The organism is Myxococcales bacterium, from assembly GCA_016706225.1.
In the GTDB taxonomy this organism is placed as follows: domain Bacteria; phylum Myxococcota_A; class Polyangia; order Polyangiales; family Polyangiaceae; genus JADJKB01.
In genome coordinates, this window is record JADJKB010000021.1 from 495,209 (window position 1) to 519,273 (window position 24,065).

Below are 24,065 nucleotides of genomic sequence, written 5' to 3' on the forward strand. Positions count from 1 at the left end.
CTCGAGTATGCTGCCCATCACTCCCATGCCCGGCCTGCCGCGCGGCCTCTACGAACAACTTCTCACCGAGGCTCTCGCCGCGCGCCTCGAACAGGTCGACGCACGCGGGCCGTTGACGGCAGAGCTGCGCGCCGCGGAGGCGGCAGATCGGATCGCGCTCCACGTCGCGCGGATCGTGGAGCGGGCTGTCGCGTCGGAGTCCGAGAGCAACCGGGTGGTGGCGGGGCTGACGCTCGCGCGTCGGCTGCTCGCTCAGATCGACGCCGCAGTCTCGGAGGGCGAGGCCCCCGTGGACCCGGGCAGCATCCTGCGCAGCGTCCGCTCGATCCTGCCCGACGGCTCGCCGGAGGACCTCGCCGAGCCGCTCATTCCGTTGCTCGACACCATCTTGCTGACCAACGCTCCCGGCGAGCCGCGCGTCGGCAGTCAGCTCCTCACGGAGATCGCCTCCGCCGACGGCATCGACGTCTTGATGGCGTTCATCAGGCGGAGTGGCATCGCTCCGCTACTCGACGCGTTGCGCGAGCACCGTGAACACGGGCGCAAACTGCGCGTGCTGACCACCACCTACACCGGGTCGACCGAAGGCAAGGCGCTCGACCAACTTCGCGCAATCGGCGCCGAGGTTCGTGTCTCTTACGACACCAGCACGACGCGTCTGCACGCCAAGGCTTGGCTCTTCCACCGGCGCTCGGGCTTCTCGACTGCGTACATCGGCTCGTCGAACCTGACTCACTCTGCCCAGGTAACGGGGCTCGAGTGGAACGTGCGCGTCTCCGGTGCACGCAACGCATCGGTCGTCGACAAGGTGTCCGCGGTATTCGAGAGCTACTGGGAGAGCGGAGACTTCGTGCCGTACGAGGCGGCGGAGTTCGCCGAACGGGTCGAGCAAGGCGTGCGCTCCGCTTCCAGCATCCTGCTCAGTCCGCTAGAAGTGCGGCTCGAGCCGTTCCAGGAGCGGATGCTCGAGAAGCTCGCCTTCGCGCGCGAGCGCGGTCGCCACAAGAACCTGCTCGTCTCCGCGACGGGTACCGGCAAGACCGTGATGGCCGCGGTGGACTACGCCCGCCTTCGCGGAACGCTGCCTCGGGGCCGGCTCCTGTTCGTCGCGCACCGGAAGGAAATCCTCACGCAAGCCCAGGCTACCTTTCGCTACGCGCTCCGCGATGCAGCGTTCGGCGAGCTCTGGGTTGGCGGCAGTCGGCCGCGTCGCTTCGAGCACGTCTTTGCATCCATCCAGAGCCTCGGCGCCGCCGACTTGGCCGACCTCGACCCAGAGCATTTCGACGTGGTGATCGTGGACGAGTTCCACCACGCGGCGGCGCGGAGTTATCGAGATTTCCTCGACCACATTCGGCCGCGGGAGCTCCTTGGACTGACGGCAACCCCCGAACGCAGCGACGGCCTTCCAGTGCTCGACTGGTTCGACGGCCGCATCGCCGCCGAGCTCCGTCTGTGGGACGCCATTGACCAGCACCGCCTGTCCCCCTTCGTCTACTACGGGATCCACGACGGCCTCGATCTGCGGGACGTGCCCTGGCGCCGCGGACGCGGATACGACGTGGAGGGGCTGTCTAACCTGCTCACCGCCAACGACGTCTGGGCCAAGCGGGTCATCAAGCAGTTGCTCGAGCGCATCGACGAGCCCGGTGCCATGCGCGCGCTCGGCTTCTGCGTGAGCGTCGATCACGCGCGCTTCATGGCACGAGTGTTCAACGAGGCGGGCATCCGAGCGACCGCCGTGTGGGCCGACAGCCCCATGAACGAGCGTATCGCCGCGCTTGCGGATCTCGCGGCTCGGCGCGTGAACGCGGTCTTCTCCGTTGATCTGTTCAACGAGGGCATCGATGTGCCGGTGGTGGACACGGTGCTGTTCCTGCGCCCGACGGACAGCCCGACGCTCTTCCTGCAGCAACTCGGGCGCGGACTGCGGCGGAGCGCCGACAAGAACGCCTGCACGGTGCTCGACTTCGTCGGCCAGCATCGCCGCGAGTTCCGCTTCGAGCGGCGCTTCCGCGCACTGCTCGGCGGGACGCGAAGAGATCTGCTCGACGCTATCGACAAGCGGTTCCCTTTCTTACCGGCCGGGTGTCACATGGAGCTCGACGCCGTCGCGCGCGAGATCGTGCTCGAGAACATCCGGCAAGGGATCCCTTCCCAGTGGTCCGCCAAGGTCGAAGCGCTGGCTCAGCTCGCCGGTGCGAAGGGTGCGGGGGTCACGCTCGCGCAGTACCTGGACGATACCGATCTCGATCTCGACGACGTGTTCGTCGGCGACCGGACCTGGTCTGACCTTAGAGAGGCCGCAGGGCTCCCAGTTGCGGCGTCGGGCCCGCATGAGAGCGTTCTCCGTCGCGCGATCGGCCGGCTGCTCCACGTGGACGATGTGACCCGGATCGACGGCTATCGGCGCCTGCTCTCGCGCGACGAGGCGCCGGCAGGCGAGGAGCTCTCGGAGCGAGACCGGCGACTCTTGCGGATGCTGGTGGCGTCGATTGCCGGCCGAGCGATCGACAAGAGCGCCTCACTCGATGAAGCCAGCTCGCTGCTCTGGTCCCATCCACAGGTGCGCGCGGAGCTTCTCGAGCTGCTGGCGCTGCTGGCGGGACGAGTTGATCGAGTCCACCCGGCGCTCTCCGCTCACCCTGACGTTCCACTCTCTGTGCATGGGCGTTATTCCCGCGTCGAGCTCCTCGCCGCGTTCGGCGTCGGCGAGGGCGCAAAGGTGGCCGCTTGGCAGACCGGCGTTCGCTATTTGAAAGCTCAAGACGCCGATCTGCTGGCGTTCACCCTCGACAAGACCAGCGGCCAGTTCTCGCCAACGACGCGCTATCGCGACTACGCCATCAGCCGCGATCTCATCCACTGGGAGAGCCAGTCGGCCGTGCGAGAGGCCAGCGCTACCGGCGTTCGCTACCAGAACCACGCCGGGCTCGGCTCTTCGATCTTCCTGTTTGCGCGATTGCGAACCGACGACCGCGCCTTCTGGTTTCTGGGACCTGCCAGCTACGTCCGCCACGAGTCCGAGTGCCCAATGGCGATCACCTGGCGACTCCACTTTGCACTGCCCGGCGATCTCTTCACGACCTTCGCCGCCGCCGTCGCCTAGCCCACCAGCGCCCCCAACCTTTCATCCGCCTCGATCTCCTCCTGCCGCGGTCGAGCTCCACCACCAGCACGAGCGGGCGTTCGAGACCCTTGGAGCGCAGGAACGTGTCCGCAATCACGTGCTCTCCAGCGTCGGGGGCGTCGGCGCGCCGGACCGGGACCTGGCCGATGCGGTCGCGCGCGCGTTGTGACTCGTCGTCGGGCGCGGTGCGCCGCTGGGGTAGAGACCGGAGCCTCCACCCCGGGACGGCAGGGCGTGGTGCGCCTACCTCCCTCTCAGAAACTCCCGCACGGCAGCATTGAACGCGCGGGCTGCCTCGATGTTGCTCTGGTGACCCACGCCGGGAAGCACGCGCAGCGTCGAGTCGGGGATCTGCGCGTGCAGCTGCTCGGCAACTTCGGGAGGTGACCGTACGTCGGCATCGCCGGAGAGCAGCAGGGTCGGAACCTCGATGCGGGGCAGCACGTCCCGGAGGTCGGCTTCCGCCATCGCATGAAGCATCGGGCGGCATCCACTCGGTCGGAAGTCGGACATGACCATCACCAGCTCCTCGACCATCTCGGCGGGCGCGCGATGGGTGAGCAAGCTCGGGATGAATCCCCGCACGAGCTGCTCCGGAGGTCGTAGCAGCGCGCGCAGCATCTCGTCGAGCCGCTCGGTAATCACGTGGGCTGGGAGCGAACCCGCCCAGCCTGCGTAGCTGGACGCCAGCAGCAGCGTCCGGGGAATGTTCGGCCAGCGGCGGTACAGCTCCAGTGCCAGCGTGCCGCCCCAGGACAGCCCGAGCACATGCGGGCGGCCCAGCCCGAGAGCTCCGATGAACGCGACCAGGCAATCGGCGTAATCCGGCATGCGGAATGAAGCGGGAGGATCAGCAGAACCTCCGCAGCCCGGCGCGTCCCACGCCACGAGCGTGAACTCGTCCGAAAGCTCATCGAGCTGCCTCCGCCACTCACGCCCATCGGAGAGTCCGCCGTGAAGCAGGACGACGGGAGGCCCCGAGCCCTTCCGCTCGAACGCGATGTTGAGACCACCAATCTCGACCTGCTCCATCCGGCCTGTAACCTCTCATGAACCGCTCTGCGTCGGTCGACGACCAGGCCCCTCGCCCCGACGAGCCCTTCGCCGCCGCCGTCGCCTAACTCAACACCGCCCCCAACCTTTCATCCGCCTCGAGCTCTTCTCTGGTCGCAAGCACCACACATCGCACCGTCGCCCGCGTGAGCGCCACGTGCATGCGCACGTCGTACCGATGCTTGCCGCGGTCGAGCTCCACCACCAGCACGAGCGGGCGCTCCAACCCCTTGAAGCGCAGGAACGTGTCCGCAATCACGCGCTCGCCAGCATCGGGTGCGTCCGCGCGACGCACGAGGACCTGGCCGATGCGCTCGCGTGCGCAGAGCTCCGTCTTCAGCTGCCCGCCGAGCGAGAGCACCGCAATGTCGTGGGGCTGCACGCCCTCGGCTAGCGCCTTCTGGATCTCCCGCGCCGCGTACTCCTCGAGCGCCGTCGCGCTCGGCAAGCGCATCACCCTCAGCTCATCGATGGCGACGATCGGTCCCGGTGGGGGCGCCGACGAGAAACGCACGGGCGCCACCTCACCGGCCGGCGGCACCGACGCGGGCTCCTTCACCCGATAGTGATCCGCAAACGCCGCCAGCGGCTCGGGACAGCGGTATCGCTCGCGCAGCTCGTATTCGGCACCAAAACACTCCTTCGGAACCCGACGCTCGCGCCAGAAACCCTGGCCGTCGTCGGCGAAACCCCAGAGCCAGCGGCCCTCTGCCAGACCTCGCACGAGCTCCCAGTCGTTCAGCGAGAGATCCTGCGCCTCGTCGATCACCACCGCGTCGTAGCGCTCGCGCGCAACCTCCAGCGCGTCGGCCGCTGCGTGGAGCGGCACCATGTCCCACGTCTCCGCCGACCACGCGCTCGACGGTGCACCACCCTCCGGCTCGATGCCCACCTCGGCAATCAACCCCGCCGCGAGCTCTCGTACCGTGAACGCGTCGTCGATGCCGCTCGCGCGCAGCGCGGCCGCGAGCGCGTTGGTCCAGCACATCAGCACGGGCCGCGCGCCTCGGGCGCGGAGCCTCCGCCACAGCTCGCACGCGAGCAGCGTCTTGCCCGTGCCGGGCCCCCCCGTGATCAGCAGGCGCTGGTTACGCTTCAGATTGTCGAGCACGTGGAGCTGCTGCTCGTCGAGCGGGACGAGCTCCTGCTCCCGCAGGCGCGCGCGGTCACCCAGCACGAGGCGCGGCGTCCAGGTCTCACCCCAGAGCTCGTGCAAGAGCTCGATGAAGCGCGCATCGCGCGGCCGCTGCTGCGCAGAAAAGAGGCGCTCGCGCATCGCCTCGAGCGCTTCGCGCAAGTAGGGAAGATCTTGCTGGCCGAGCACCGCCCCGTCGAGATCACCCTGGCGCGGCGGGTTGCTGAAGGGGCTGTCCGGAAACGCCGTCGCGATGGCGAACGGGGGTGTGCTCCTCGCTCCGCGCTCCTCGAGCTTCTGCAAGAGGAGACGGGCGAGCGCATGCCCTTGGTCGCGGGGCGTGCGGGCCATCTGCCTGCCATTCTGCAGCCACTGCCCATCTCGCACCTCGATGGCGCCGCCCTTCACCTCGAGCACGAGCATGCCGCGATCGGGGATCGCGAGCACGAAGTCCCCTTCCCCTTCCCACCCCGACTCCGACCGCGCCTTCAACGAGTGCCACGCGGTCCAAGCTTGCGGAAGACCCGCCGCAAGCGCGCGGTGGAGCGCTTGCTCCGCATGACTCGTCGTCGGGCGCGGGCCACCGCGAGGGTACAGGCCGATCGGGGACACCGATCGGATGATACACGGGCGCTCACCGGCGCAGCGCGCTGATGCGCGCCGCCCCCTGCTCGCGCCGGCCCAACCTCAGAACACCGTAACCGTCGCGCCCGACTCGAGCTGGCAGGCGCCGTTCTTTGGATCACCGCCGGTGCGGATGATCTCGCTGGCCGCAGGCTCGCGGTACTTGCCGCTCATCTCGATGTCAACCATGCGGACCATCGCGTCGTCGAGTTTCGTGACGAAGTAGCACGGGATGCTCGGCTCCTTGTGCGGGCCGCCGACGCCGGAGTCGTCGGTCAGGAACATGTACCGCCCACCGGTGATCTGCGCCGCCGAACGCATCGACAGCTCGGTCAGCTCGTCAACCCCGCTCGAGGCGATCGGGTAGACGTGAATGCCGAGATCGCGGGTGCCACGCAGTGCGGTGGTGAAGGCGGCCGCCTTGTCGTCGTGGTGCGGTGCGTCCGCGACCCAGAAGGCGAGCCGGGACACGTTCGGACCACTGCGCCAGTAGAGCTGGTTGAGCTTCTCGAACGCAGCGTGAGGCGCTTCCGGGAAGTCTCCGCCACCGTCGGCCGTCTGCAGCGCGAGCTTCGCTTGCAGGTCCTGGACGTCACTGCGGAGGCCGAACCAGCGGACCACGTAGTCGTCCGTGGTGTCGCGGTACACGATCAGCGACCAGCGCTGCTCGGCGTTCGGGTGAAGCTTCGTGATCGTGTCGGAGATCGCGATGAGCTCCGCCTTCAGGTACTCCATCTCGTCGGTCATGCTGCCCGTCGTGTCGATCACGAGCGCGATGTCGAGCTTCTCGTGCGGCACGAGCCAGCTCGGGCTGGCGGTGTGGGCCGCCTCGTGCTCGGCCAGAGAGAACCCGAGCAATCCGGGCGTCTGTGCGGCCGTCAGCTCCGCTCGATAACCGAGGAAGCGCTCGAAGTTCCGGTTGTCGTCCCACACTCCGGCGGTCAGCACGCCGGGGCCCACGGCTGGCGCGCCGCCCGCAGCGGACCCGCCGGATCCGCCCGCGCCAGCCGCGCCTCCCGCGCCAGGCTCACCTCCCGCTCCTCCGCCCCCCGAATCTCCTCCCTCTCCACCTTCTCCTGCGCCCGCGCTTCCGCCGGCACTCGCTCCGCCGCCTCCACCCATGCCTCCGCCCAGGCCTCCTGCACCGGAGCCCTTGACCTCGCCATCCTCGGGGCCCGTGCCGGTCGTGCCTGCGGTGCCGGCCTGACCTGCCGCGCCGCCCGCGGCGTCGTTCACCGACGGCGCACCGGAACACGCGGCGACCAGCGAGGCCACCGTCACCAACTGCAACTTGGTTCGGATGAGCGACTTCATGTCCAGTCGCCATCGCAAACCTCGTGCCGTCGTGGAGCGTGTCAAAGTGTGCCAGACCGCGCGCCGACGCCCCTCAATGGGCTGCGTCACGACCACTCGCGCGCCCCATCCGCCTCGCACTTCTGCCTCCACCAGCGGAGCGCCTGTTCGTCGTCCCCGACCCTCGCCTCGACAGCGGCCAGCACCTTCTCCCGATACTCGGGATGAACCTCGACGACGTAAAGCGAAGCCCAGCCGGGTTTTTCATCGAGCAGCCCCAGGCCTTCTTCGAAGCTCTGCACCGGCGAGCTCCGCTTGAGCCTCGCAGGCCCTGGGTCACCAAGATCCTCACACATCTCCACGAGCGCGATCTGGTTCAGCTCGCTGAAGAACTGCCAGCCAGCGTCGGACCCGCGTTCCCGGTACAAGGTGAACGAGCCGCCCTCCGCGCCGACGCACAGCACCACCTCGCGTGGAGAGACCTGCGTTCGGGGATCGTCGGAGCCGATCACCTCCTCGCCCGGAGCCGAGTAGAGGTAGTAGACGCCGCTCGGATCAGCAGCCTTGGTCCGGCGAAGCGCGGCGAGCGCCGCTTGTTTGTCCTCGTAGTGCGCGACCAGGAACAACTCCTCGCCCATCGGCTCGTACTCGTCGACACCGACCAGGTTGAAGCCGGTCGCAGGAGTCATCTCCTCGATCGCATCGCACATCGCCCGGAACGGACTCTTCGTCATCGCGCTTCCTCCGGGTCGAAAGCGAGGGATGTGCCCGCAAGAACATCGAGCCCGAGCGCCAGATCGGCACCGTGCAGTCGCAGGACGAACTCGGCGTCATCGCTGCGGTACCCCCCAAAGAGCGCGAGCGCGAGCGGCACGGGTCTGCCGAGGCGCTGGCCAAAACGAGCGACCGCGTCGTACACGAGTCGACTCGCGCTGAGCCATTCGTCAGTGCTGCACTGACCACCGAGGTCATCGTCCTCGTGGGAGTCGGCGCCGTGCGCGAAGGCAACGTAGTGCACGCGGCCAGAGAGCACCGCCTCCTCGATCTCCGCGAGCCCGCGCTCGAGGTCGGCCAGGTACACGCCGTGGGAGCCCGAGGGGTTCAGGTTCAGCGGGATCGCCCGATCGAGATCTGGCACGAAGCTTCGCGAGTCCTCGATGCTGTTGCCGTAGTGGCCGTCGAGATCAATCCATGCACCCGAGAGGCCGCGCTCGCGATAGAGGCTCACGCTCGCGATCACCTGGCCGCTGAACGTGCAGAAGGCCGCGCCGCCCGCCGGGCGGGCATGGTGAAAACCACTGGTTGGACTGAGCGCGATGCGGCTCGGGCGATCGCAAGCTGCCCGGAGCGCGGCGGCGAGGCTGCCGTTGGTGAAACGAACGCTCTCGGCAAACGCGGGGCTCCAGGCCAGACCGTTGCGCGTTGCGTGCGGCTCGCCTCCCGCGAAGAAAGCATCGACGTACGTCGCGTCGTGGGCGAGCAGGAAGTCCGCTCGGTCGAGGGGCGCGAAGTCTTCTCGAAGGTGCGTTGCCGCGGCGAGCGGTGAGCGGAGCAGCCACCCGACGAAGCGCCGTGGCTTCGTCGGGCTCTTGGAGAAGTTGCCGCGGGCGTCCGGGGCGGCGAGTTCGGGGCGGTAGTAGACATCGAGAGCAGGTTCGTGGTGGCGCATGGTTCGTCCTTTCGCTCCCAACGTGAGAGCGAGGGCGTGACCGGCGCGTGACCGACGGGGATTCTTGCTATTCGCGGTCGGCGTAGCCGGCGTCGCTCACGGCGCCGAGGACCACGACGCCCGGCGCGAGCCGGGGTCGCTCACCTGCCAGGGTGAGGACGAGGTCGTCTTGGAGCGGGAGCCCGCGGACCCGAAGTTGCTCCCCGAGACGATGCCGAACCTGGCGAAACGCGGTCCGCTGCGCGCTCCCGTCACCGCCCATCACACGCTCGGTCAGCTCGCGGGCGTCCGCAGCGTGCTCGCGCAGCACGCAGGCGAGCAAGCGCGCGGCTCGGTGCGGGAGTGACTCCCAAGCGCCTTCGGCGACACGCAGCACCGCGCCGTTCCGATCCGGTGGCAGTCGAAACACGAAGTCAGCGTCGAGGGCCAGCGCCAGGGATTCGAGCTCCGCGAGCGCCGTTGCCTCGGAGAGGCTGACGTCAGCGAGCTTCGGATCGGGGCCGACCAAGCGCCAGTGAGTTTCGCGCAGATACGGCTCGTCGAAGCGAGCGCCTCGCCCTTCCAGGGGCGCGCGGTCGAGATCCAAGAAGTAACCGGCGAGCTCGAGCATTGCGAAGAGATCCGTCTGGATTGGCACGCTCGGCGGTTTCTCGTCGCCGCATTCGCGCGCGCGCATCCAGGCATCGTAGGCATTGACCGCCTCTCGAAAGGTCCGCTCGATCACAGCGGAGGGTGCGTTCAGACGCTGAAGGAGAGCCAGGCGATAGATGCGAGGGTACGGGCCGAGCAGTGGCTCGCGTGCCGCTTCGGCGAACAGGGCGTCTGCCTCTTCGATGACCGCCTGCGTGCGCGGCTCTCGGAGCATGAGATGTGCGAGCCGATACGCCGACAGCGCTGCCCAAGGCTGCAGCTTGGGTGGCGCGCTCGCCAGCTCGTAGGCTTCGCGGGCGCGCTCGAGAGCGTGCGAGGTGCCGGCGCGCAAGAGTTTGTACGAGCCAGCCTCCGTGAGCAATCGGTTCACATGGGAGCGACGCGCGGCCAGAGACGACACGAAGGCGAGAGTAGCGCGGGAGGCGGTCCACGTTCGGTCGATCCGGCGAGGGCCGGGCGCAGCGTCGAGTCCGGCCTGGTGCTTCACTCCGTCCCCGGCGTCGAAGTTCTCACGCAGCCCGATTCCCCCGTTCCCATTGCCGAGGCGAAGCGGTATAGGCTGCGCCCATGGGGCGGTTGTGGACTCTGCTCATGGTCGGCGGCGGGACCTTGTTGGCGTCACCGGGCGCGGGGTGCGGCGGAGGCGACTCCTCCGGGCCTTCGGGTGGTGGCACGGGCGGATCGGCTGGGGCCGTCTTTTCAGGAAGTGCATGCGCGAAGTGCGAGCGCAGTGCGTGCGATGCCGACGTGAAGGCCTGCGAGAGCGATCCAGAGTGCGCGGCTTACCTGGCCTGTGAAGGGAAGTGCCCGGTTGGAACCGCGGGCGACGTCGACCCGACTTGCCAAGCTGCTTGCAAGTCACCAGCGAGCAGCACCGGCCAGGGCAAGCTCGACACGCTGAGCGCCTGCCGCTATGCCGGCGCCGGGAGTGGCTGCACGGAGTGCGGGCGTTCGCCCGACGCGGGCGATGCAGGAGGCGCCGCGGGGGCGACCGGCTGCACGATGCCGGGGACGATCACCCAAACCTGCGCGCCCGTCACCGGCGGCACTGCCTGCACTGACTGCCAATCCAGCAAATGCTGCGACTCCGTGTCGGCGGTGTTCGATGGCGGGCCCGCCACGGATCTCAAGGATTGCTGGCTGGGCTGCACCTCACCCCAATGCGAGAACGACTGCTACGACCAGTTCCCGAACGGGGTCCAGGCCTTCGGTGAATATCAGGCGTGCAACGCGCTGAACTGCAGCGCCAAGGGCGCTTGCAAGTCGCCCACCCCTTGCGCTCAGTGCCAGTACGACTCTTGCGGTTGTGAATACGCAACCTGCGTCACGAACGTCGACTGCTTCCGGATCTTCCACTGTTTCAGCACCTGCGCGAAGGACGACGTGGCCTGCGGCCTGGCGTGCCGCCAGAAGTTCGTCGCCGGCGACAAACTCTACGAACGGCTCGGGGTATGCGTCACCCAGCACTGCGTACAGTCCTGCGGCGTCTGATCGCAAGGCCGATCAGTCCGCAGCACAGCGCACGCCCAATGCGCCGGAGACGCCCGTCCGTGGAGCGTGCCTTCGCCCCGCCGCCCGCGCGTCGATCCCGAGATCTGCGAAGCTGCCCCCGCGAACGACGGCGTCGGGGCCGCTCGTGCTGCACACCGGATCCTCGAGCGCGCCGGCCTTGGCCCAACACTCGCCGTCATAGCGATCGGAGGAATCCTGCACCCACTCGAGCAGTGATCCGCCCAGATCGTGGATCCCGAGCTGGGTGAAATCGAGCGGGCCGCCCCCGACGACCGGACCTGGATCCAGCACGCCCGACGCGGTGATCCGGCAGCCCGACGGCGCGCTCGACGGCCCGCGCTCCACGATGGCGATGGCGCACAAGTCGTCGCTGTCGCCCCAGGGGTAGAGGGTCTCGGCATCGCGATTGGCAGCGGCGAACTCCCACTCCGCTTCTGTGGGCAGGCGGGCCCCACGCGCGGCGCAGTAGGCCGCGGCCTGATGCCAATCCAGGCAGTTCGCGGGCAACGCGTCGTTCGTCCCGCTGGGATCGAACGAGCAGAACTCGAACAGCGAGGAGCTTCCCGTGGTCTTGCCTTGTGGCGGAGTGAGCTCGGGGTGCGCGCTCAGAAGTGCGCGCAGACGCCCGACGGTCAGCTCTTCTCGATCCAGATGGAAGGACGGCAAGACCACCAAGTGCTCGGGGACGCTCGCCTTGTCGGCACCGCCCAGGCCCGCGCGGGTGGCGTCACCCAGCAGGAACGCGCCCCCCGGTACACAGACCATGCCTTCGGGCGCGACGGACGAGCAAGCACCGACCTTGGCGCCAGGCCAGCTCCCGACCACCAGCGGTGGTGCAGCGCCGGCCATTGCGAGGGGGGCGAGCTCACCGGTCAGTGGATCGCAGGTACGCCCCTGCTCGAGGTCGGAGCCGACCCCGATGCATGCCATCGACAGACGCATGCCCACGGGCGTGACGCCGGACGCCCGGGGCAGAAGAGTGGCTGTGTCCAGGAGCAGCCCCAACGACGACGAGACCTGCGACCCGAGCAGCGCCGACCGCACCAGACGAGATCGAATCCGTTTCGCATCCGCCGACGCCACTACGCCGAACGACACCGGCCAACCCACTTCTTTCGAGGCATCGAAGAGTCGGCGGCAGCCGGTGCACGGGTTACCGTTCCCGTCGTCGATCTCGACGAGCAATCGGTCTCCAAATTGGGGCACAGTGGCGTCCGATGACACCGTCACCAGCCACTGGTCTCGCTCTGCTGCCGAGTCGGTGCAGCCTGCTGTAAGGGCCGCGAACGCCGCGACGAACCACAAACTGCGAGCGTTCACGGCTTGGCTCCGACGTCCGGGTAGGCGCAGCGGAAGCCCAGATAGGGCGAGTGGTGCTGATCGAGCGCGGTGAAACGCAGGGCAAGCATCGCGACCGCGGGGCTGAAGGACCAGGTGCCGCCCCGAGCGGCGTGGGTGCTGTCCGACGTCTGACAAACCGGATTGTCGAGCACGCCCTGTCCGCCCCAGCACGGCGCTTCGTACGGGGCGAGCGCGCTCCGCGTGCGCTCCTGGAGATTGCCCGTCATGTCCAGCACGCCGTCCCGAGTCGCATCAATGTGATCCCCGCAGCCGGGCCCTCCGTTGGTCTCGGCCGGCCCGTCGCCTGGACATCCCCCGTACTTCATCCCGAAAGTTGCGTCGCAACAGGTCGGCGGGTCATCGCCCCAAGCATAGAAACGACGTTGGCCGCGACCGCGAGCGGCGAACTCCCACTGGGCTTCGCTGGGCAGCTCACCGCCGGCTTGCTGGCAGAGCTTGCGCGCTGCCGCGAGCGAGACGCAGTTGAGGGGATAAGCGTCGTGGCCGTCATCGCTCAGCCCCAAGAACGTGCAGGTTCGCAGAGTCTCGGAGGCCAGATCGCGTACCGTAGGCATTTCGTCGCCGACCAGCAGGGACGGCGAGGCGCCGAGCGCGGCGCGCAATCGCTCGACGGTGTACTCCCGCACGTCCAGGTGAAACGGCGAGATGGCGACCGGCCGAGCGGGGGTTGGGTCGTACGGCGAGAGGATTCCATCAGACACGTGGCTGAGTGACGGCTCACCGATCACCGCGTACCCACCGGCGATGCACGTGGCGCCCACAGGGGCGGACCCGGAGCACGGGACGTCCCGGGCGCGCGCCCAGGTCCCGATCTCCGTCGCTGGCGTGTGGCCGTCGAGCACTTCGACGCCCTGTGTTGCAGCCACGCTTTCGTTGCCCTTGCCCACGCAGGTCTGCGCGGGATCGGCAAACGACGACGGGACGCCCAAACAGTCGCCACGCAGCACGGCGCGTACGCGACGCACTCCGTCACTGGGCAAGTCGAGCTCTATCACCCGGCCGACCGTCAGAGCATCGACCGGCTCGAACACGGACTCGCCTCCGGACTCGCCAGACCCAGCCCAACCGCTGCGAAACGCCCGCGCGCGCACGCGAACGCGACCAGAGCCCCCCGCGATGCCGAAGGACACGGGCCAGTCCGCGGGATCCGACGCAACCACCGTCAAGAGCCCGCTCGATGCGCCCGTATCGTCGAGCAAATCGATGCGCAACGTGTCGATGGCCGCATCGGGCGAAATCTTGGGGTCGCTCAACAGTTGACCCGACACGGGCAAGTCCGTGTCCAGGATGACGACGAGTTGTGGGCGATTCTCCGCCGTTGGGGTGCAACCGGCGACGCTGCCAGTCAGCAGTGCGACCCAGCCGACCAACCCTCCCCTCACGCCGTCAGCGAACCGCTGTGGCGCGCGGGGGACAAGTTCTTTTGATGTACCCATACGTCCAGCCGGGGAGCGAGCGTTCTCGCGGATCAGAACGGCGAGTCGACCGCGACTCCACCCAGTGAGGGACCGGTGCCAGCGGCCTTCGCTGCCGGAGCGTCGCCGACGCTCGGTGCGGGCTTCGCCTTGACCGCCGCCGCGCTCGGCTTGGAGCCCGCCGCGGAGCTCCGCACGACGGGTTCGGCCGCGAGCGCGGCGCCCGCAGACGCGGTTGGGGTGGCGGCAGCGCTCATGGCAGGCGGCGCCGCGCCGCCCATTGGAACGACCGATGGCGCGTCGGTGGCGACTGCGGCCGTGGCACTCTCTGCGCTGGCCCTTGCGTCGGCAGAGCTCGCAGCGCGCGCGATGATGATCGACCCCAGCACCCCCACAACTCCCAGGCCCGCCGCGACGAGCATCCACTTCGGGATGCGCCGCACCGGGATCTGTGGACGGTCGTTGGTAGCGGAAAAGGCATTTCCCGTCGGCGGGTGGGGCGGCGCGGCCGAATCACCTGGCGTCGCCATGGGTGTGAGCGCCTGCGCCGCGCCGCCCGGAAGCTCGCTCCCGCCGGGCAAATACAGCGATTCGGTCGGCATCGGTCGCACCTCCGAGAACGACTGTGCCAGCTCGTTCGTGAAGCGTCGCAATACGTCGAACGCCAGCTGGAGGTCAGGGCAACGCGCCGAACGATCGGTCTTCAACATGTCGCCGATCAGGCTGCGGACCGGGAGCGGTAGCTCCGGAGCAAGCTCGTCGATGGGACGGATCGCACCGGTCGCAATGACCTTGAGCAATTGCCCGAGGTTGTCTCCGTCGACTGGCCTCACCCCGGCAAGCGCCTCGTACAAGATCACTCCCACCGCCCAGACATCCGAGCGCGCGTCGATGTCCTTCTCGCCAAAAACCTGCTCCGGCGACATGTAGTAGGGCGTGCCCAGCATCGCCCCCGTGCGAGTGAGCTCCGCCGACTGCGCCGCCTCGGGTCGCTTGACGTCCAGCTTCGCAATCCCGAAGTCGAGGACCTTGGGCGTCATGCGCCCGTCTGGCGTCCGCGCCAGGAAGATGTTGTCGGGCTTGAGATCTCGATGAACGATCCCCGCAGCGTGCGCCGAGCCAACCGCGGAGATCACGGGGAGCATGATCGGCGCCAGGGCGGACAACGGGATGGCCCGTTCTCGCTCGAGCTTCTGGCCCAGAGACTCCCCACCCAACAGGTCCATCACCATCACTGGGGAGCGGTCGTCTTGGAGGAAGATGTCGTGGATGCGGATCACGTTCGGGTGATCCACAGCCATCGCAGCCCGCGCCTCGCGCATGAACCGCCTGACCGCAGCGGTGTTCTGTGCTGCTTCGGCCTTTAAGAATTTCAGCGCGACCTGATTGCGCGTGAGCTCGTGGGTCGCAGACCACACCGAGCCCATACCGCCCTCGCCAATCATGCGCTCGAGCCGATATCGCCCCGCGATGACCGTCCCCGGGCAAAGCTCCCCCGACATCTGCAGGCGTATGTTACTCGGTCCCGCACTGGGTGGCGAGCCGTGTCTAGAAGCGCAGGCCTTGGGGCTTCGCGACCCAGCCCGTGCTGCCGCCATCGTAGGGGGGCGCCGAGGGATCGGGGCGCGTGAGCGCGTAGGTCAGCGCGACGCCTCCAGCGACCACGGCGCCCGCGCTCACCCAGAACCACCAGCGTTTGGTGAGCGGGACTTGCTCGAGCGTGAGGCGCGCGCGCAGATCCGACTGCTCACCCGCGCTCACCGTGATGACCGTCTCCGACTCCCCGTAGCCGGCCTTGCGCACCACCACCTTGTGCGTGCCCGCCGGGCGGAGCACGTCCACCGGAACCGGGCCGATGTCCTGCCCATTCACGTTCACGAGGGCGTCGGGCACGTTCGCGGACACTCGGAGCGTGGCCGGGAGCTTGGAGAGCTCCAGGGATAGGGCAGGCTGCCTCCCGGAGGAGAAGGTCTTGTTCACCACCACGTCGGCGAAGCCCTTGCGGGTCAGGGTGATCACGTGGACGCCAGGGTCGAGGACCAGCTCGATTTCGGCGGCCGGCGCCAGTCGGCCCTTGCCCGGCGGCAGGACGCCTGCGATCAGAGTCGGCCGCTTGCTCGGCCGGTCGTCGACCGCCAGTGGACGACCATCCACCACGATCGTGACCTGGGCGGGGTGGATCGTCACGGCAACGTACGAGAGCAGCGTCGACTCGATCTGATCGACGAAGCCCTTGGCATCCGCAGCCAGGTTGGGCGGGAGCTCGGCACCCGGACGCTGCTCGGCCAGAGCCCGCAACAAGGTCTTGCGCGCCAGCGCGTAGTGGCTCATCGCCCTCTGACAGGCCCCCACGTTGAACGTCGTGACGGGGTGGGGTCGCGCGAGCTCGGAGGCTTCGAAGGCGGACAACGCCTCCCCCCACTGCGCTGCCTTGACCAGCTCCACTCCGCGCTGGAAGTCCTGACGCGCCCGAGTCGTCTTCGGGTCTTCCGCCGCGGTCGGAGCGGTCGGCGCCTCGTCCGCGCGGCTCGCGCTGGACCAGAACGGCACAGCCATCACGATCAGAGCGATAGAACGTTGCACGCCAGAGCGTCGACCCATCAACCTACCCTACCCGTCGTGTCGGGGCGATTCTCGCACGGGTCAGCAGCCTGCGCAGCTACTCACTCCGAGCGGCGCGTCAAAGAGCGGACGGCTTCGGCGCGGAACCTCCACGCCAGGCCCCCTTCTCCACGAGTGGCGGGCGCCCCACGTCGGGCCATTCCGGGCACCAACTCCGGAAAAACGCATCGATGGTCGGACCGGTGGGGCAGGGCGGCGGAGAGAACTCGTCAGCGGGTGTGAGCGCTTCGCCGACTCCGGCTCGAGCCACCGGCGCGGCCCTGAGCACGGGGACCACGGGCACGGGCAGTCGCTCGAGCCGCGCGTGGGTCACGAACGCCCGCTGGTGGCCGAGCGCGGCGAGCGCAACCAGACACACAGCGCCGACGCTGAGTGATGCAACGGAGAAACGAGAGAGGGTGAATGGCAACATGCGGGTGAGACCCGCGAGCGCGCGCGGAGTTAGGCCGACGCGCGGGCAATCAATGTCCCACCCGATGGGGAACCGTTCGTCGCCGCGCGGTGTCGGCTGAGCGGATGTGAAGCCAGGTCTGCCGGCTCGAGCGACACCTTGCGCACGTGCCGCCAGCGACCCACTGTGTCGTTCACGAGCGCCACACTGAGGTTGCAGCGCTCTACCCGCCAAAGCCCGTGACCCGATCGGTGTCCTACCTTCACCGCCGGCTCGGATGCGGAAGAAGGAACCCCATGAACGCACCGCTCGAGACCCAAGCCCTGTTCGCGAAACTCGCGGTCGGCGACGCCGCCGTCCTGCTCGGGGTCCAGCTGGTGCCGCTGCTCTTGTCAGAGTCCGACGAGCAGGCGGACGCCTTGCTACTCGAGGAGGGCATCGCTTCGGGTCAGACCCAGGTCAACGAGATTGGCGAGGGCGGCATCGTGGGTCAGGTGCGTGTGCTGCACCGCGGCGTCGTTCCACTGCTCGTGCTGCAGGGGGAGCAGATCCTCGGCGCCAAGCAGAACCGCTCCTTCAACTCCAGCTTCCTGGTCGAGCCGGGGGAGGAGGTGGTGCTGCCGGTGAGCTGCGTGGAGCAGGGGCGCTGGCGCCACACGACCCACAGCTTCGTGGCGGGGGCGACCACGCTGGCGCCGGAGATCCGCGCGCGCAAGCTGAAGCGCGTGAGTGAATCCATCCGCATGTCCGGCACCTACGACTCGGACCAGCGCAGCGTCTGGGCGGACGTGAGCGAGTACATGGAGGCCACGGGCACTCAGTCCATCACCAGCGCCTACGAGGACGCTCGCAAGCAGCGCGGCGAAGAGACCGAACAGGCGCTGAAGAGCCTCGAGCCGTTACCGGGACAGGTTGGCCTCGCGGTCGTACGCGACGGCCGCGTGGTGCTCATCGATCTCTTCGGCTCGAGTCGGCTCTTCGCCCGGGCGTTCCAGAAGTGCCTGCGGGGGACGCTCGCTGATCTGCCGCACGAACCCGGGAAAGACGCAGAGCACGCGGCGTCCGCTGCGGACACCGTCCGCGCAGCGCTGCGAGAGCTCGGCTCTGCCGAGACTACCCGCATGCGGTCGCCCACGAACAGCGAGACGCTCACGGGGAGCTCGGGCCGCGTCACGTACGCGGCGGCAGTCTGGAAGGGCGCAGTGTACCACTGCGCGGCGGCGGGGTGAGACTTGCGCCTTCAGCGCTTCGCCAACACGCGCAGCCGCTCGACGATCTTCACCATCGCGAGCGTGTCCAATTGGCAGTAGTCCAGGAGTGCACGCCGGAGCTCGGTTCGCTCTGCCTCCGGCATCTCAGAGCCGCGCAGCAACAGGCGCTCGAGCTCGACGGTTGCGGAGCCGCCGTCCTGAATGGCCAAACCCCCGTAGCTGAGCTCCGGCACCAGCGCCGACAGCACGAATCTTAGCCCGAACCTACCGCCGAAATCAGGGTGGTAGACGTGCTCGCGCACGATCGGCAGCAGATCCAGGACTCGACGCTCGCTCTTTCGCAGCTTGCCGTCGAGGTGTGGAGCGAGCTCGCGTAGCTCTCGGATGCAGCCCCGCTCGAAGCCCGCGTTGTAGGCCACGATGGTCTTTGCGCCCCGGAGTGCGTGGACGAGCGCCTCGGCCAGGGCCGGCCGCGGATCGCCTGCGCCCTCGGCCAGCCACTCGTGGTGACGGAGTCCTCCGCTCGATTCCTCGACGTGACACGAGAACTGGACCGGCACTCCATCGTAGGGACGACAGCCCTCCCGCGGCATCGCTCGCTGGATGTGCCCAGCGGCGAATTCAGCCAGCGCTGCGTCGTGCAGCGCGCCTCCGGCGGGGCGGGCAACCTGGGCTGGAGAACGGAAGCTGCAAGCGGCAGAGCCATCGGCGTAGGGACAGTCTGAACACGCTGCGCCTGCGAGCCAAGCCGAGCCGGGACACGGAATGTCCTACTGGACGAACGTGTATGTGGAGCTCGGGCCACTTCGCGACGGGGGCACGATCACGCTGACCTTCTCTGACCCTGGGTTCCTCGATCATGGACCGCGCGTAGCAACCGGCACGTAGGAGTCCGCCGTCGATGATCGATAGCATCTTCGTGAGCAGCCGCTTCTGCGTCACCTCGAGGCCGAAGTACGGTGACTGTCGATGCGCCAGCGCGAGCCTTCGTCGGATCCGGCGGCGGGGTCGGAGCGCGGCAAGCCTGGCAACGCACGCCTCGCTTGACTCGCTCGCGCACGCGGCGTTCGCTGCCCCCACAATGGCTACGAAGAGGGCGCCTCCGATCCAGCTCACCGACGCCTTGGTGGCGGAGGTGGAGGCCCACGTGCGGGCGGAGCGCTTCGTCCCGAACAAGAAGCTCTTGCGCGGCAAGTTGTCGCGGCACGACGAACTGCTGTTGCTGGAGAAGCTCGCCGTACGCGGCCTCGAACGCACGACGAAGGGCGTACGGACGCCCCTCGCCGATCAAATCAAGGCGAGCGTCGAGGACGCGACTCCCATTCCGTTCGCCGCCTTGGCCAAACGCGTGAGCGGCGCGACCGCGGCCGAGCTGAAGCGGACCTCCCTCGAGCTCATCGCCGCCGACCAACTCGTGCTCGTGGCGGGCCTGCGAACCGACGAGATCGCGCTACCGGGAACGGATTTGCTCGCGCTCGCGGAGGTCGACACTCTCCGCGCCCTCGCCAAAATGCTCCCCAAGCTCGTCGCCCGCGTACGACCTCGCAAGGGAATGCCCCCAAGGACACTGACGCGGGCGGAGGCGCGAAGCCTGCTCGAGCCCCTCATCGGAATCCTTTCTTCACCTGACGACGTCCGCGACTTGCCCGCCGAGCATGTGCTCGACCTCCTCACGCGGCTCGAACAAGCCCGAGGCCGCTCCGTGTTCGTTCCAGATCTGGTCCGCGCGCTCGCACCCCCACACGCGCCTGCCCTCGCCCACGACAGGCTGCTTGCGCTGGCTCGCGCCGGCCGCATCGAGCTTCGGCCGGAGAGCGGCGTCGGCAACCTGTCCGCTTCCGATCGCGCGCTCTGCCCATCCGACGTCCACGGAACCGTGATCTCCTACGCTCGAGTGATCCCGAGGGGGCACATGAGGGGCCCCTTCGATTTCGAACACGCCGATCCGTGGGGCAGCGAGATCGTCGATGTCGAGTCGCTCAACTGCCACGTGAGCGACGCCGTCATCGCCCGGATCGAGGACGTGCGTCGCGCCGCACCGCGTGGCCCGCGCGAGCTGCACTCGAGCACGGTCCTGGGATTGGGACCGGCGGGCTCTGGCAAGACCCACCTGTTCGTGCGGGTGCGCCGCAAGCTCGGCCCGCTCGCGGCCTTTGTGCTCGTGCGCCCCGAGATCGGCATCGAGGCGACCCCACGACACGTGCTGACGCAGGTCGTCGACTCACTTCAGCATCCTGCGTCTGGAACCACTGACCGCCAGCTGGACGTGATCGCAGCGTCCATGCTCAGCGTGGTGTCGGGCGAGCGGGTAGGCCCTCACGTGCTGCTCGAGCAGATGCGCCAGCGTGACGAGCGCCTGCGGGAAGACCTGATCGAACGCGCGACGACCCACCTCGAGAGTTTGTACCCGGAGGTGTGGACCGACTACCTGGAGCGCTTCTTGCGCGCCCCATTCTTGCCAGCACCGGACCGACGGGCTGCGAACGCATGGCTCGCCGGTCGCGAGATGAACGACGTGCAGCTGAGTCGGCTCGGCGGCGGCGCGAGCCTCACTGACGCTGATGTTCTGCCAGCGCTGCGGGCACTCGCCGTCGTCGCTGCCCACGGCGCACCCATCGTGCTCGTGTTCGACCAGCTGGAGAACCTGGTGACCGCGGATCGGCAATCGTCACGCATCGCGGCGCACGGGAATCTGATCAGTGAGCTCCACGACACCGTCCGAGGACTGGTGATCGTTCAGCTTGCGCTCGACGCCGAGTGGGACCGCAATATCCGCCCAAAGCTCGCCGCCTCCCACCGTTCGCGCGTCGAAGCCAAGCTCCTCGAGCTCTCGCTTCCCACTGCTGACCAGCGCGAGGAGCTCGTCCGAGCTTGGCTCGATCGGCTGTCAGCGGCGGAGCGAACCGAGCCGTTCCCTTGGCCATTCACCACCGAACAAATCGACACTTGGCGCGCCGCCGAGGTGATGACCCCGCGCATGTTGATGCTCTCGTGTCGCGACCTATTTCACCCGTCGCCCTCGGCTTCCGGTCCGGCGGGGGAAGCGGCTCTCTCCCCGGTGGAGTCACCCCCGAATACCAACGTCGACGACCGTTTGTCCGAGCTCTGGGCCATCCATGTCGCGCGCGGACGGGCCGAGCTTCAGGACATCGCGTCCGATGGACGCGGGCTCGATGCCGAGCGTCTGGCGAGTGCGCTGATGGTGGCGGCTGAGCTGGCGGGGCTCAACCCGTCTACGACCACCGACAGGATCACACGCACCGTGACGCTGGGAAACGCGGACCGGGAAATCCGCATCGTGCAGCACCCGCACCCGCGCTCCGTTGCGGCGGCGCTCCAGCACGCCGCCGCCCTGGATGCTCCGGCACGCTCGGTGATCGTGCGCGAGCACAACCTGGCCTTCCCACCGACCTGGACGAAGGTGGAGGAGTATGCGAGGGAGGCCACCGCCCGTGGTGCCGCCTGGAGCTGGCTGGCGGCGGAAGACTCCGCTCGGCTGATCGCACTGCACGATTTTTTTGCCGCGGGGCGCTCGCAAGATCTCGCCGGCTCCGACGGCCGATCTCTCGAGTTCGAGGTGGTCGAGAGCTGGGTGAAGCAGTGTCTTGCCTGGCGCGAGTGGCCCTTCGTGCGCGCTGTGCTCCTCGGCCACGACTCGGCAGAATCGGAGCGCGAGCCAGCACTGGATGCGCACGCGCCGCGCGCGGCGGACACGACGGTTCCGTTCAATGCCGATGCTCCTCCGACCCCAACCCTGGTCGTGCTTCGCCGCTTGCGCGTCGCCAGCGTCGAGCGGCTCTTGCGCGAGGTCCGGCACATCGATCCACGGGCGACGGCGGCAAGCGTCGCAGAAGACTTGCTGCGGGGCGGGCCCAAGGTCCGCTGGTATGGCCGACGTCTTTGTGTCTTCGTGGAGCCCGGGCCATGACGGCGCTGACGGTCACCGAAGTACGCAACGCGCTCCGCTGCCCGCGCGTGTTCGCCCTGGGACGGCGCTTTTCCAAGCGAGTGGTGTTTCCCGTCGGTGCCTCGGCGCTCGGCTCCGCATTTCACCGCATCGCGGACCGATTCGCAGCGAATGTCACGCAGCTGCCAAAACGTTTCGAGACGCTGCCCACCTCGGCACCCGCAGATGAGCTGGCGGATGCCATCGAAGGGCTGCTCCTCCGCCAGCTGGTCCACGAGCTCGATCGCAACCCAACCTACCGGTCGATGCCCAGCGAGGTTGACGATCTCGCCGAGGCTCTCCGCGCGTACGGCGGCTACCTGGCGCAGCGCATCGCCCGGCGCCCCGGCAGCGTCGCTGACGTGCTGCGGCGATTTCTCCACGGCGCGGAGGTCACCGTCCAGTGGGAGCTGTCTACCCCCGCGGGCACGGTGCAGCTATCCGGTCGCATCGACGCGATCCACGCGCCGGACGAACACTCCTACGAGGTCGTCGAGTACAAACTCACCGACGAGTCCACGGAGGAGCTCGACCGAGCTCAGGTGGCGCTTTACCGCCGCATGCTCCAGCGAGATCGGGAAGCAGTGCCGATTATCTTGCGGTTTGGGCCCGGACTCGTGACGACACGGCTCGAACCTCAGGCCGCCGACGACTGGGTGGAACGCGAGCTCATACCGTTGCTCGGTGAGATGGCCGGCTGGGTAGCGAAGCCGGAGAGCGCCCCCGCGACGAAACGGACTGATCTGTGTCCCTCGTGCCCACTGCGAGCCGAGTGTGTCGCGCTGCACCGCGACGCCGTCCCGCCCCGGGACGATCCGCCCGCTAACGCATACCGCCCCCGGCCGAGCCCAACCGGCGACGTCGAACTGCCAACACGCGAGGCGCCAGGCGCACCCGAGGGCGCGCGGGCCCCGGCAGATCGCGATGCGTTGGCCGAGGCCTCCCGACTTGTCGAGCGCGTCGTGCAACTGTACGCGGATCAAGGTGTCGAGGCGACCGTGCGCCAGCCACCTCGGGTTGGGTCTCGGCTCATTCGCGTCGAGGTCACACTGAACCGCGGCAGCATCAAGGAGCTCGACCGCGCCAGTGTCGACGTGCTGCACCACCTGGAGGCAGATCACGGTATCTCGGCGGACTACGCGCATTTCGGCGCCCGCCGCGTCATCGACGCGCAGCGGAGCAAACCTGGTTCGGTGCGCCTGTCGCCGCTGCTCGGACGGTGCCGAGAGTGGCTGAGCGCTCGGCCCGGGCGTTTTGTCCTCGGCGAAGACGTGGAAGGCGAGCCTCTGCGTGCGGATCTGTCTGACCCCACCTCGTGCCACCTGTTGATCGGCGGGACGACGGGCAGCGGAAAATCGGTGCTGCTCCGGTCGATCGCCGCCGGCCTCGTCCAGTATCAACCGCCGTCACTGATTCAGCTCATGCTCGTCGATCCGAAGCGTGTGACCTTCGGCTCGGTCGAGGCTGGCCTCGGACCGCACCTTGCGCGCCCGGTGTGTTTCGACGCGGCTGAGTCGGTGGGGATCCTGACGGACCTCGTGGCAGAAATGGAGGACCGCTACCAGCGCTTCGCTGCGCAGCGCGTCGAACACATCGACGACTTCAACGCGGCGGCCGCTGCGAACGACAGGCTCCCGCGCTACGTGCTACTCATCGACGAATTCCAGGATCTGCTCGCGAGCAAGGACACCAAGGACGAGTTCTTGGCATCCGTCCAGCGCCTCGGCGCAAAGGCTCGCGCCGCCGGGATCCACCTGGTGCTCGCGACTCAGCACCCGGATCGAAAGACCGTTCCGGCCGCCATCAAGGTGAACATGACCGGCAAGATCGCGCTCAAGGTGCATCAGGCCACGGACTCGCTCGTGGTGCTGGGGGCGCGAGGCGCCGAGAAGCTGCTCGGCAATGGCGACCTCTTGGCGGACCTCGGGCGGAGCATCGTGCGCGCGCAGGGGGCGTTGCCCTGATGTCACACGGGCCGTCGCGCTACCATTCCCTGTGTGTCCGGCCGGGGAATCGGCTTGCGACGCGCGCTTTCCGAATCCGACTTGACG

The 24,065-nt window shown here is 68.2% G+C and carries 17 protein-coding genes; 5 read left to right on the top strand and 12 right to left on the bottom strand.

The window, feature by feature from the left end:
• Positions 1–25 precede the first annotated feature (25 nt).
• Positions 26–3,109, top strand: coding sequence for a DUF3427 domain-containing protein (locus IPI67_26950; protein MBK7583818.1), 3,084 nt, complete (start codon positions 26–28; stop codon positions 3,107–3,109).
• A gap of 264 nt (positions 3,110–3,373) precedes the next feature.
• Here the strand turns inward: IPI67_26950 and IPI67_26955 are convergent, their stop codons facing one another.
• The 6 genes from IPI67_26955 to IPI67_26980 form a co-directional block, all read right to left on the bottom strand.
• A complete protein-coding gene (locus IPI67_26955) occupies positions 3,374–4,162 on the bottom strand; it encodes an alpha/beta hydrolase (protein MBK7583819.1) in 789 nt (262 codons plus the stop codon).
• 85 nt (positions 4,163–4,247) lie between these two features.
• Positions 4,248–5,930, bottom strand: coding sequence for an AAA family ATPase (locus IPI67_26960; protein MBK7583820.1), 1,683 nt, complete (start codon positions 5,928–5,930; stop codon positions 4,248–4,250).
• 75 nt (positions 5,931–6,005) lie between these two features.
• Complete coding sequence (locus IPI67_26965; GenBank protein ID MBK7583821.1) at positions 6,006–7,256, bottom strand: VWA domain-containing protein; 1,251 nt, start codon at positions 7,254–7,256, stop codon at positions 6,006–6,008.
• An 86-nt stretch (positions 7,257–7,342) separates the two neighbouring features.
• Positions 7,343–7,969 carry a hypothetical protein gene (locus tag IPI67_26970; GenBank protein MBK7583822.1) on the bottom strand — a complete coding sequence of 209 codons (627 nt, stop codon included), beginning with the start codon at positions 7,967–7,969 and terminating at the stop codon, positions 7,343–7,345.
• The gene (locus IPI67_26975; GenBank protein ID MBK7583823.1) at positions 7,966–8,904 is read right to left on the bottom strand and encodes a hypothetical protein; all 939 of its coding nucleotides are present in this window, start codon (positions 8,902–8,904) and stop codon (positions 7,966–7,968) included. Before IPI67_26975 ends, IPI67_26970 begins: the two co-directional genes overlap by 4 nt.
• Positions 8,905–8,971: 67 nt before the next feature.
• Positions 8,972–9,955, bottom strand: a complete 984-nt coding sequence (locus tag IPI67_26980; protein ID MBK7583824.1) for a hypothetical protein — start codon at positions 9,953–9,955, stop codon at positions 8,972–8,974.
• Between the two features lie 167 nt (positions 9,956–10,122).
• On the opposite strand from IPI67_26980, the gene IPI67_26985 reads away from it, so the two are divergent.
• On the top strand, positions 10,123–11,046 hold the full coding sequence (locus IPI67_26985) for a hypothetical protein (GenBank protein MBK7583825.1): 924 nt from the start codon (positions 10,123–10,125) through the stop codon (positions 11,044–11,046).
• 12 nt (positions 11,047–11,058) lie between these two features.
• Here the strand turns inward: IPI67_26985 and IPI67_26990 are convergent, their stop codons facing one another.
• The 5 genes from IPI67_26990 to IPI67_27010 form a co-directional block, all read right to left on the bottom strand.
• Positions 11,059–12,009, bottom strand: a complete 951-nt coding sequence (locus IPI67_26990) for an SUMF1/EgtB/PvdO family nonheme iron enzyme (GenBank protein ID MBK7583826.1) — start codon at positions 12,007–12,009, stop codon at positions 11,059–11,061.
• Between the two features lie 374 nt (positions 12,010–12,383).
• A complete protein-coding gene (locus tag IPI67_26995) occupies positions 12,384–13,811 on the bottom strand; it encodes a formylglycine-generating enzyme family protein (protein MBK7583827.1) in 1,428 nt (475 codons plus the stop codon).
• 86 nt (positions 13,812–13,897) lie between these two features.
• Positions 13,898–15,346 carry a serine/threonine protein kinase gene (locus IPI67_27000; GenBank protein MBK7583828.1) on the bottom strand — a complete coding sequence of 483 codons (1,449 nt, stop codon included), beginning with the start codon at positions 15,344–15,346 and terminating at the stop codon, positions 13,898–13,900.
• 46 nt (positions 15,347–15,392) lie between these two features.
• Positions 15,393–16,427 carry a PEGA domain-containing protein gene (locus IPI67_27005; GenBank protein ID MBK7583829.1) on the bottom strand — a complete coding sequence of 345 codons (1,035 nt, stop codon included), beginning with the start codon at positions 16,425–16,427 and terminating at the stop codon, positions 15,393–15,395.
• Positions 16,428–16,524: 97 nt separating this feature from the next.
• Positions 16,525–16,878, bottom strand: coding sequence for a hypothetical protein (locus tag IPI67_27010; GenBank protein MBK7583830.1), 354 nt, complete (start codon positions 16,876–16,878; stop codon positions 16,525–16,527).
• Positions 16,879–17,153: 275 nt separating this feature from the next.
• Between IPI67_27010 and IPI67_27015 the strand changes: the two genes are divergently transcribed.
• Positions 17,154–18,086 (top strand): hypothetical protein, encoded by a 933-nt coding sequence (locus tag IPI67_27015; GenBank protein MBK7583831.1) that lies wholly within the window; start codon positions 17,154–17,156, stop codon positions 18,084–18,086.
• A gap of 11 nt (positions 18,087–18,097) precedes the next feature.
• On the opposite strand, the gene IPI67_27020 is transcribed toward IPI67_27015, so the two are convergent.
• The gene (locus tag IPI67_27020; GenBank protein MBK7583832.1) at positions 18,098–18,628 is read right to left on the bottom strand and encodes a DUF2779 domain-containing protein; all 531 of its coding nucleotides are present in this window, start codon (positions 18,626–18,628) and stop codon (positions 18,098–18,100) included.
• 521 nt (positions 18,629–19,149) lie between these two features.
• Here IPI67_27020 and IPI67_27025 point away from each other — a divergent pair.
• Positions 19,150–21,996: a hypothetical protein gene (locus IPI67_27025; GenBank protein MBK7583833.1), complete on the top strand. Its 2,847-nt coding sequence runs from the start codon at positions 19,150–19,152 to the stop codon at positions 21,994–21,996.
• Positions 21,993–23,978, top strand: a complete 1,986-nt coding sequence (locus IPI67_27030; protein ID MBK7583834.1) for a PD-(D/E)XK nuclease family protein — start codon at positions 21,993–21,995, stop codon at positions 23,976–23,978. Before IPI67_27025 ends, IPI67_27030 begins: the two co-directional genes overlap by 4 nt.
• The last annotated feature ends 87 nt before the right edge of the window (positions 23,979–24,065 follow it).

Excerpts from the sequence above, each read along its gene's own strand:
- IPI67_26950 (MBK7583818.1), top strand. The coding sequence starts at position 26 with ATGCCCGGCCTGCCGCGCGGCCTCTACGAACAACTTCTCACCGAGGCT.
- IPI67_26955 (MBK7583819.1), bottom strand. The coding sequence starts at position 4,162 with ATGGAGCAGGTCGAGATTGGTGGTCTCAACATCGCGTTCGAGCGGAAG.
- IPI67_26965 (MBK7583821.1), bottom strand. The coding sequence starts at position 7,256 with ATGAAGTCGCTCATCCGAACCAAGTTGCAGTTGGTGACGGTGGCCTCG.
- IPI67_26970 (MBK7583822.1), bottom strand. The coding sequence starts at position 7,969 with ATGACGAAGAGTCCGTTCCGGGCGATGTGCGATGCGATCGAGGAGATG.
- IPI67_26975 (MBK7583823.1), bottom strand. The coding sequence starts at position 8,904 with ATGCGCCACCACGAACCTGCTCTCGATGTCTACTACCGCCCCGAACTC.
- IPI67_26985 (MBK7583825.1), top strand. The coding sequence starts at position 10,123 with ATGGGGCGGTTGTGGACTCTGCTCATGGTCGGCGGCGGGACCTTGTTG.
- IPI67_26990 (MBK7583826.1), bottom strand. The coding sequence starts at position 12,009 with ATGCGTCTGTCGATGGCATGCATCGGGGTCGGCTCCGACCTCGAGCAG.
- IPI67_27000 (MBK7583828.1), bottom strand. The coding sequence starts at position 15,346 with ATGTCGGGGGAGCTTTGCCCGGGGACGGTCATCGCGGGGCGATATCGG.
- IPI67_27010 (MBK7583830.1), bottom strand. The coding sequence starts at position 16,878 with ATGTTGCCATTCACCCTCTCTCGTTTCTCCGTTGCATCACTCAGCGTC.
- IPI67_27015 (MBK7583831.1), top strand. The coding sequence starts at position 17,154 with ATGAACGCACCGCTCGAGACCCAAGCCCTGTTCGCGAAACTCGCGGTC.
- IPI67_27025 (MBK7583833.1), top strand. The coding sequence starts at position 19,150 with ATGGCTACGAAGAGGGCGCCTCCGATCCAGCTCACCGACGCCTTGGTG.
- IPI67_27030 (MBK7583834.1), top strand. The coding sequence starts at position 21,993 with ATGACGGCGCTGACGGTCACCGAAGTACGCAACGCGCTCCGCTGCCCG.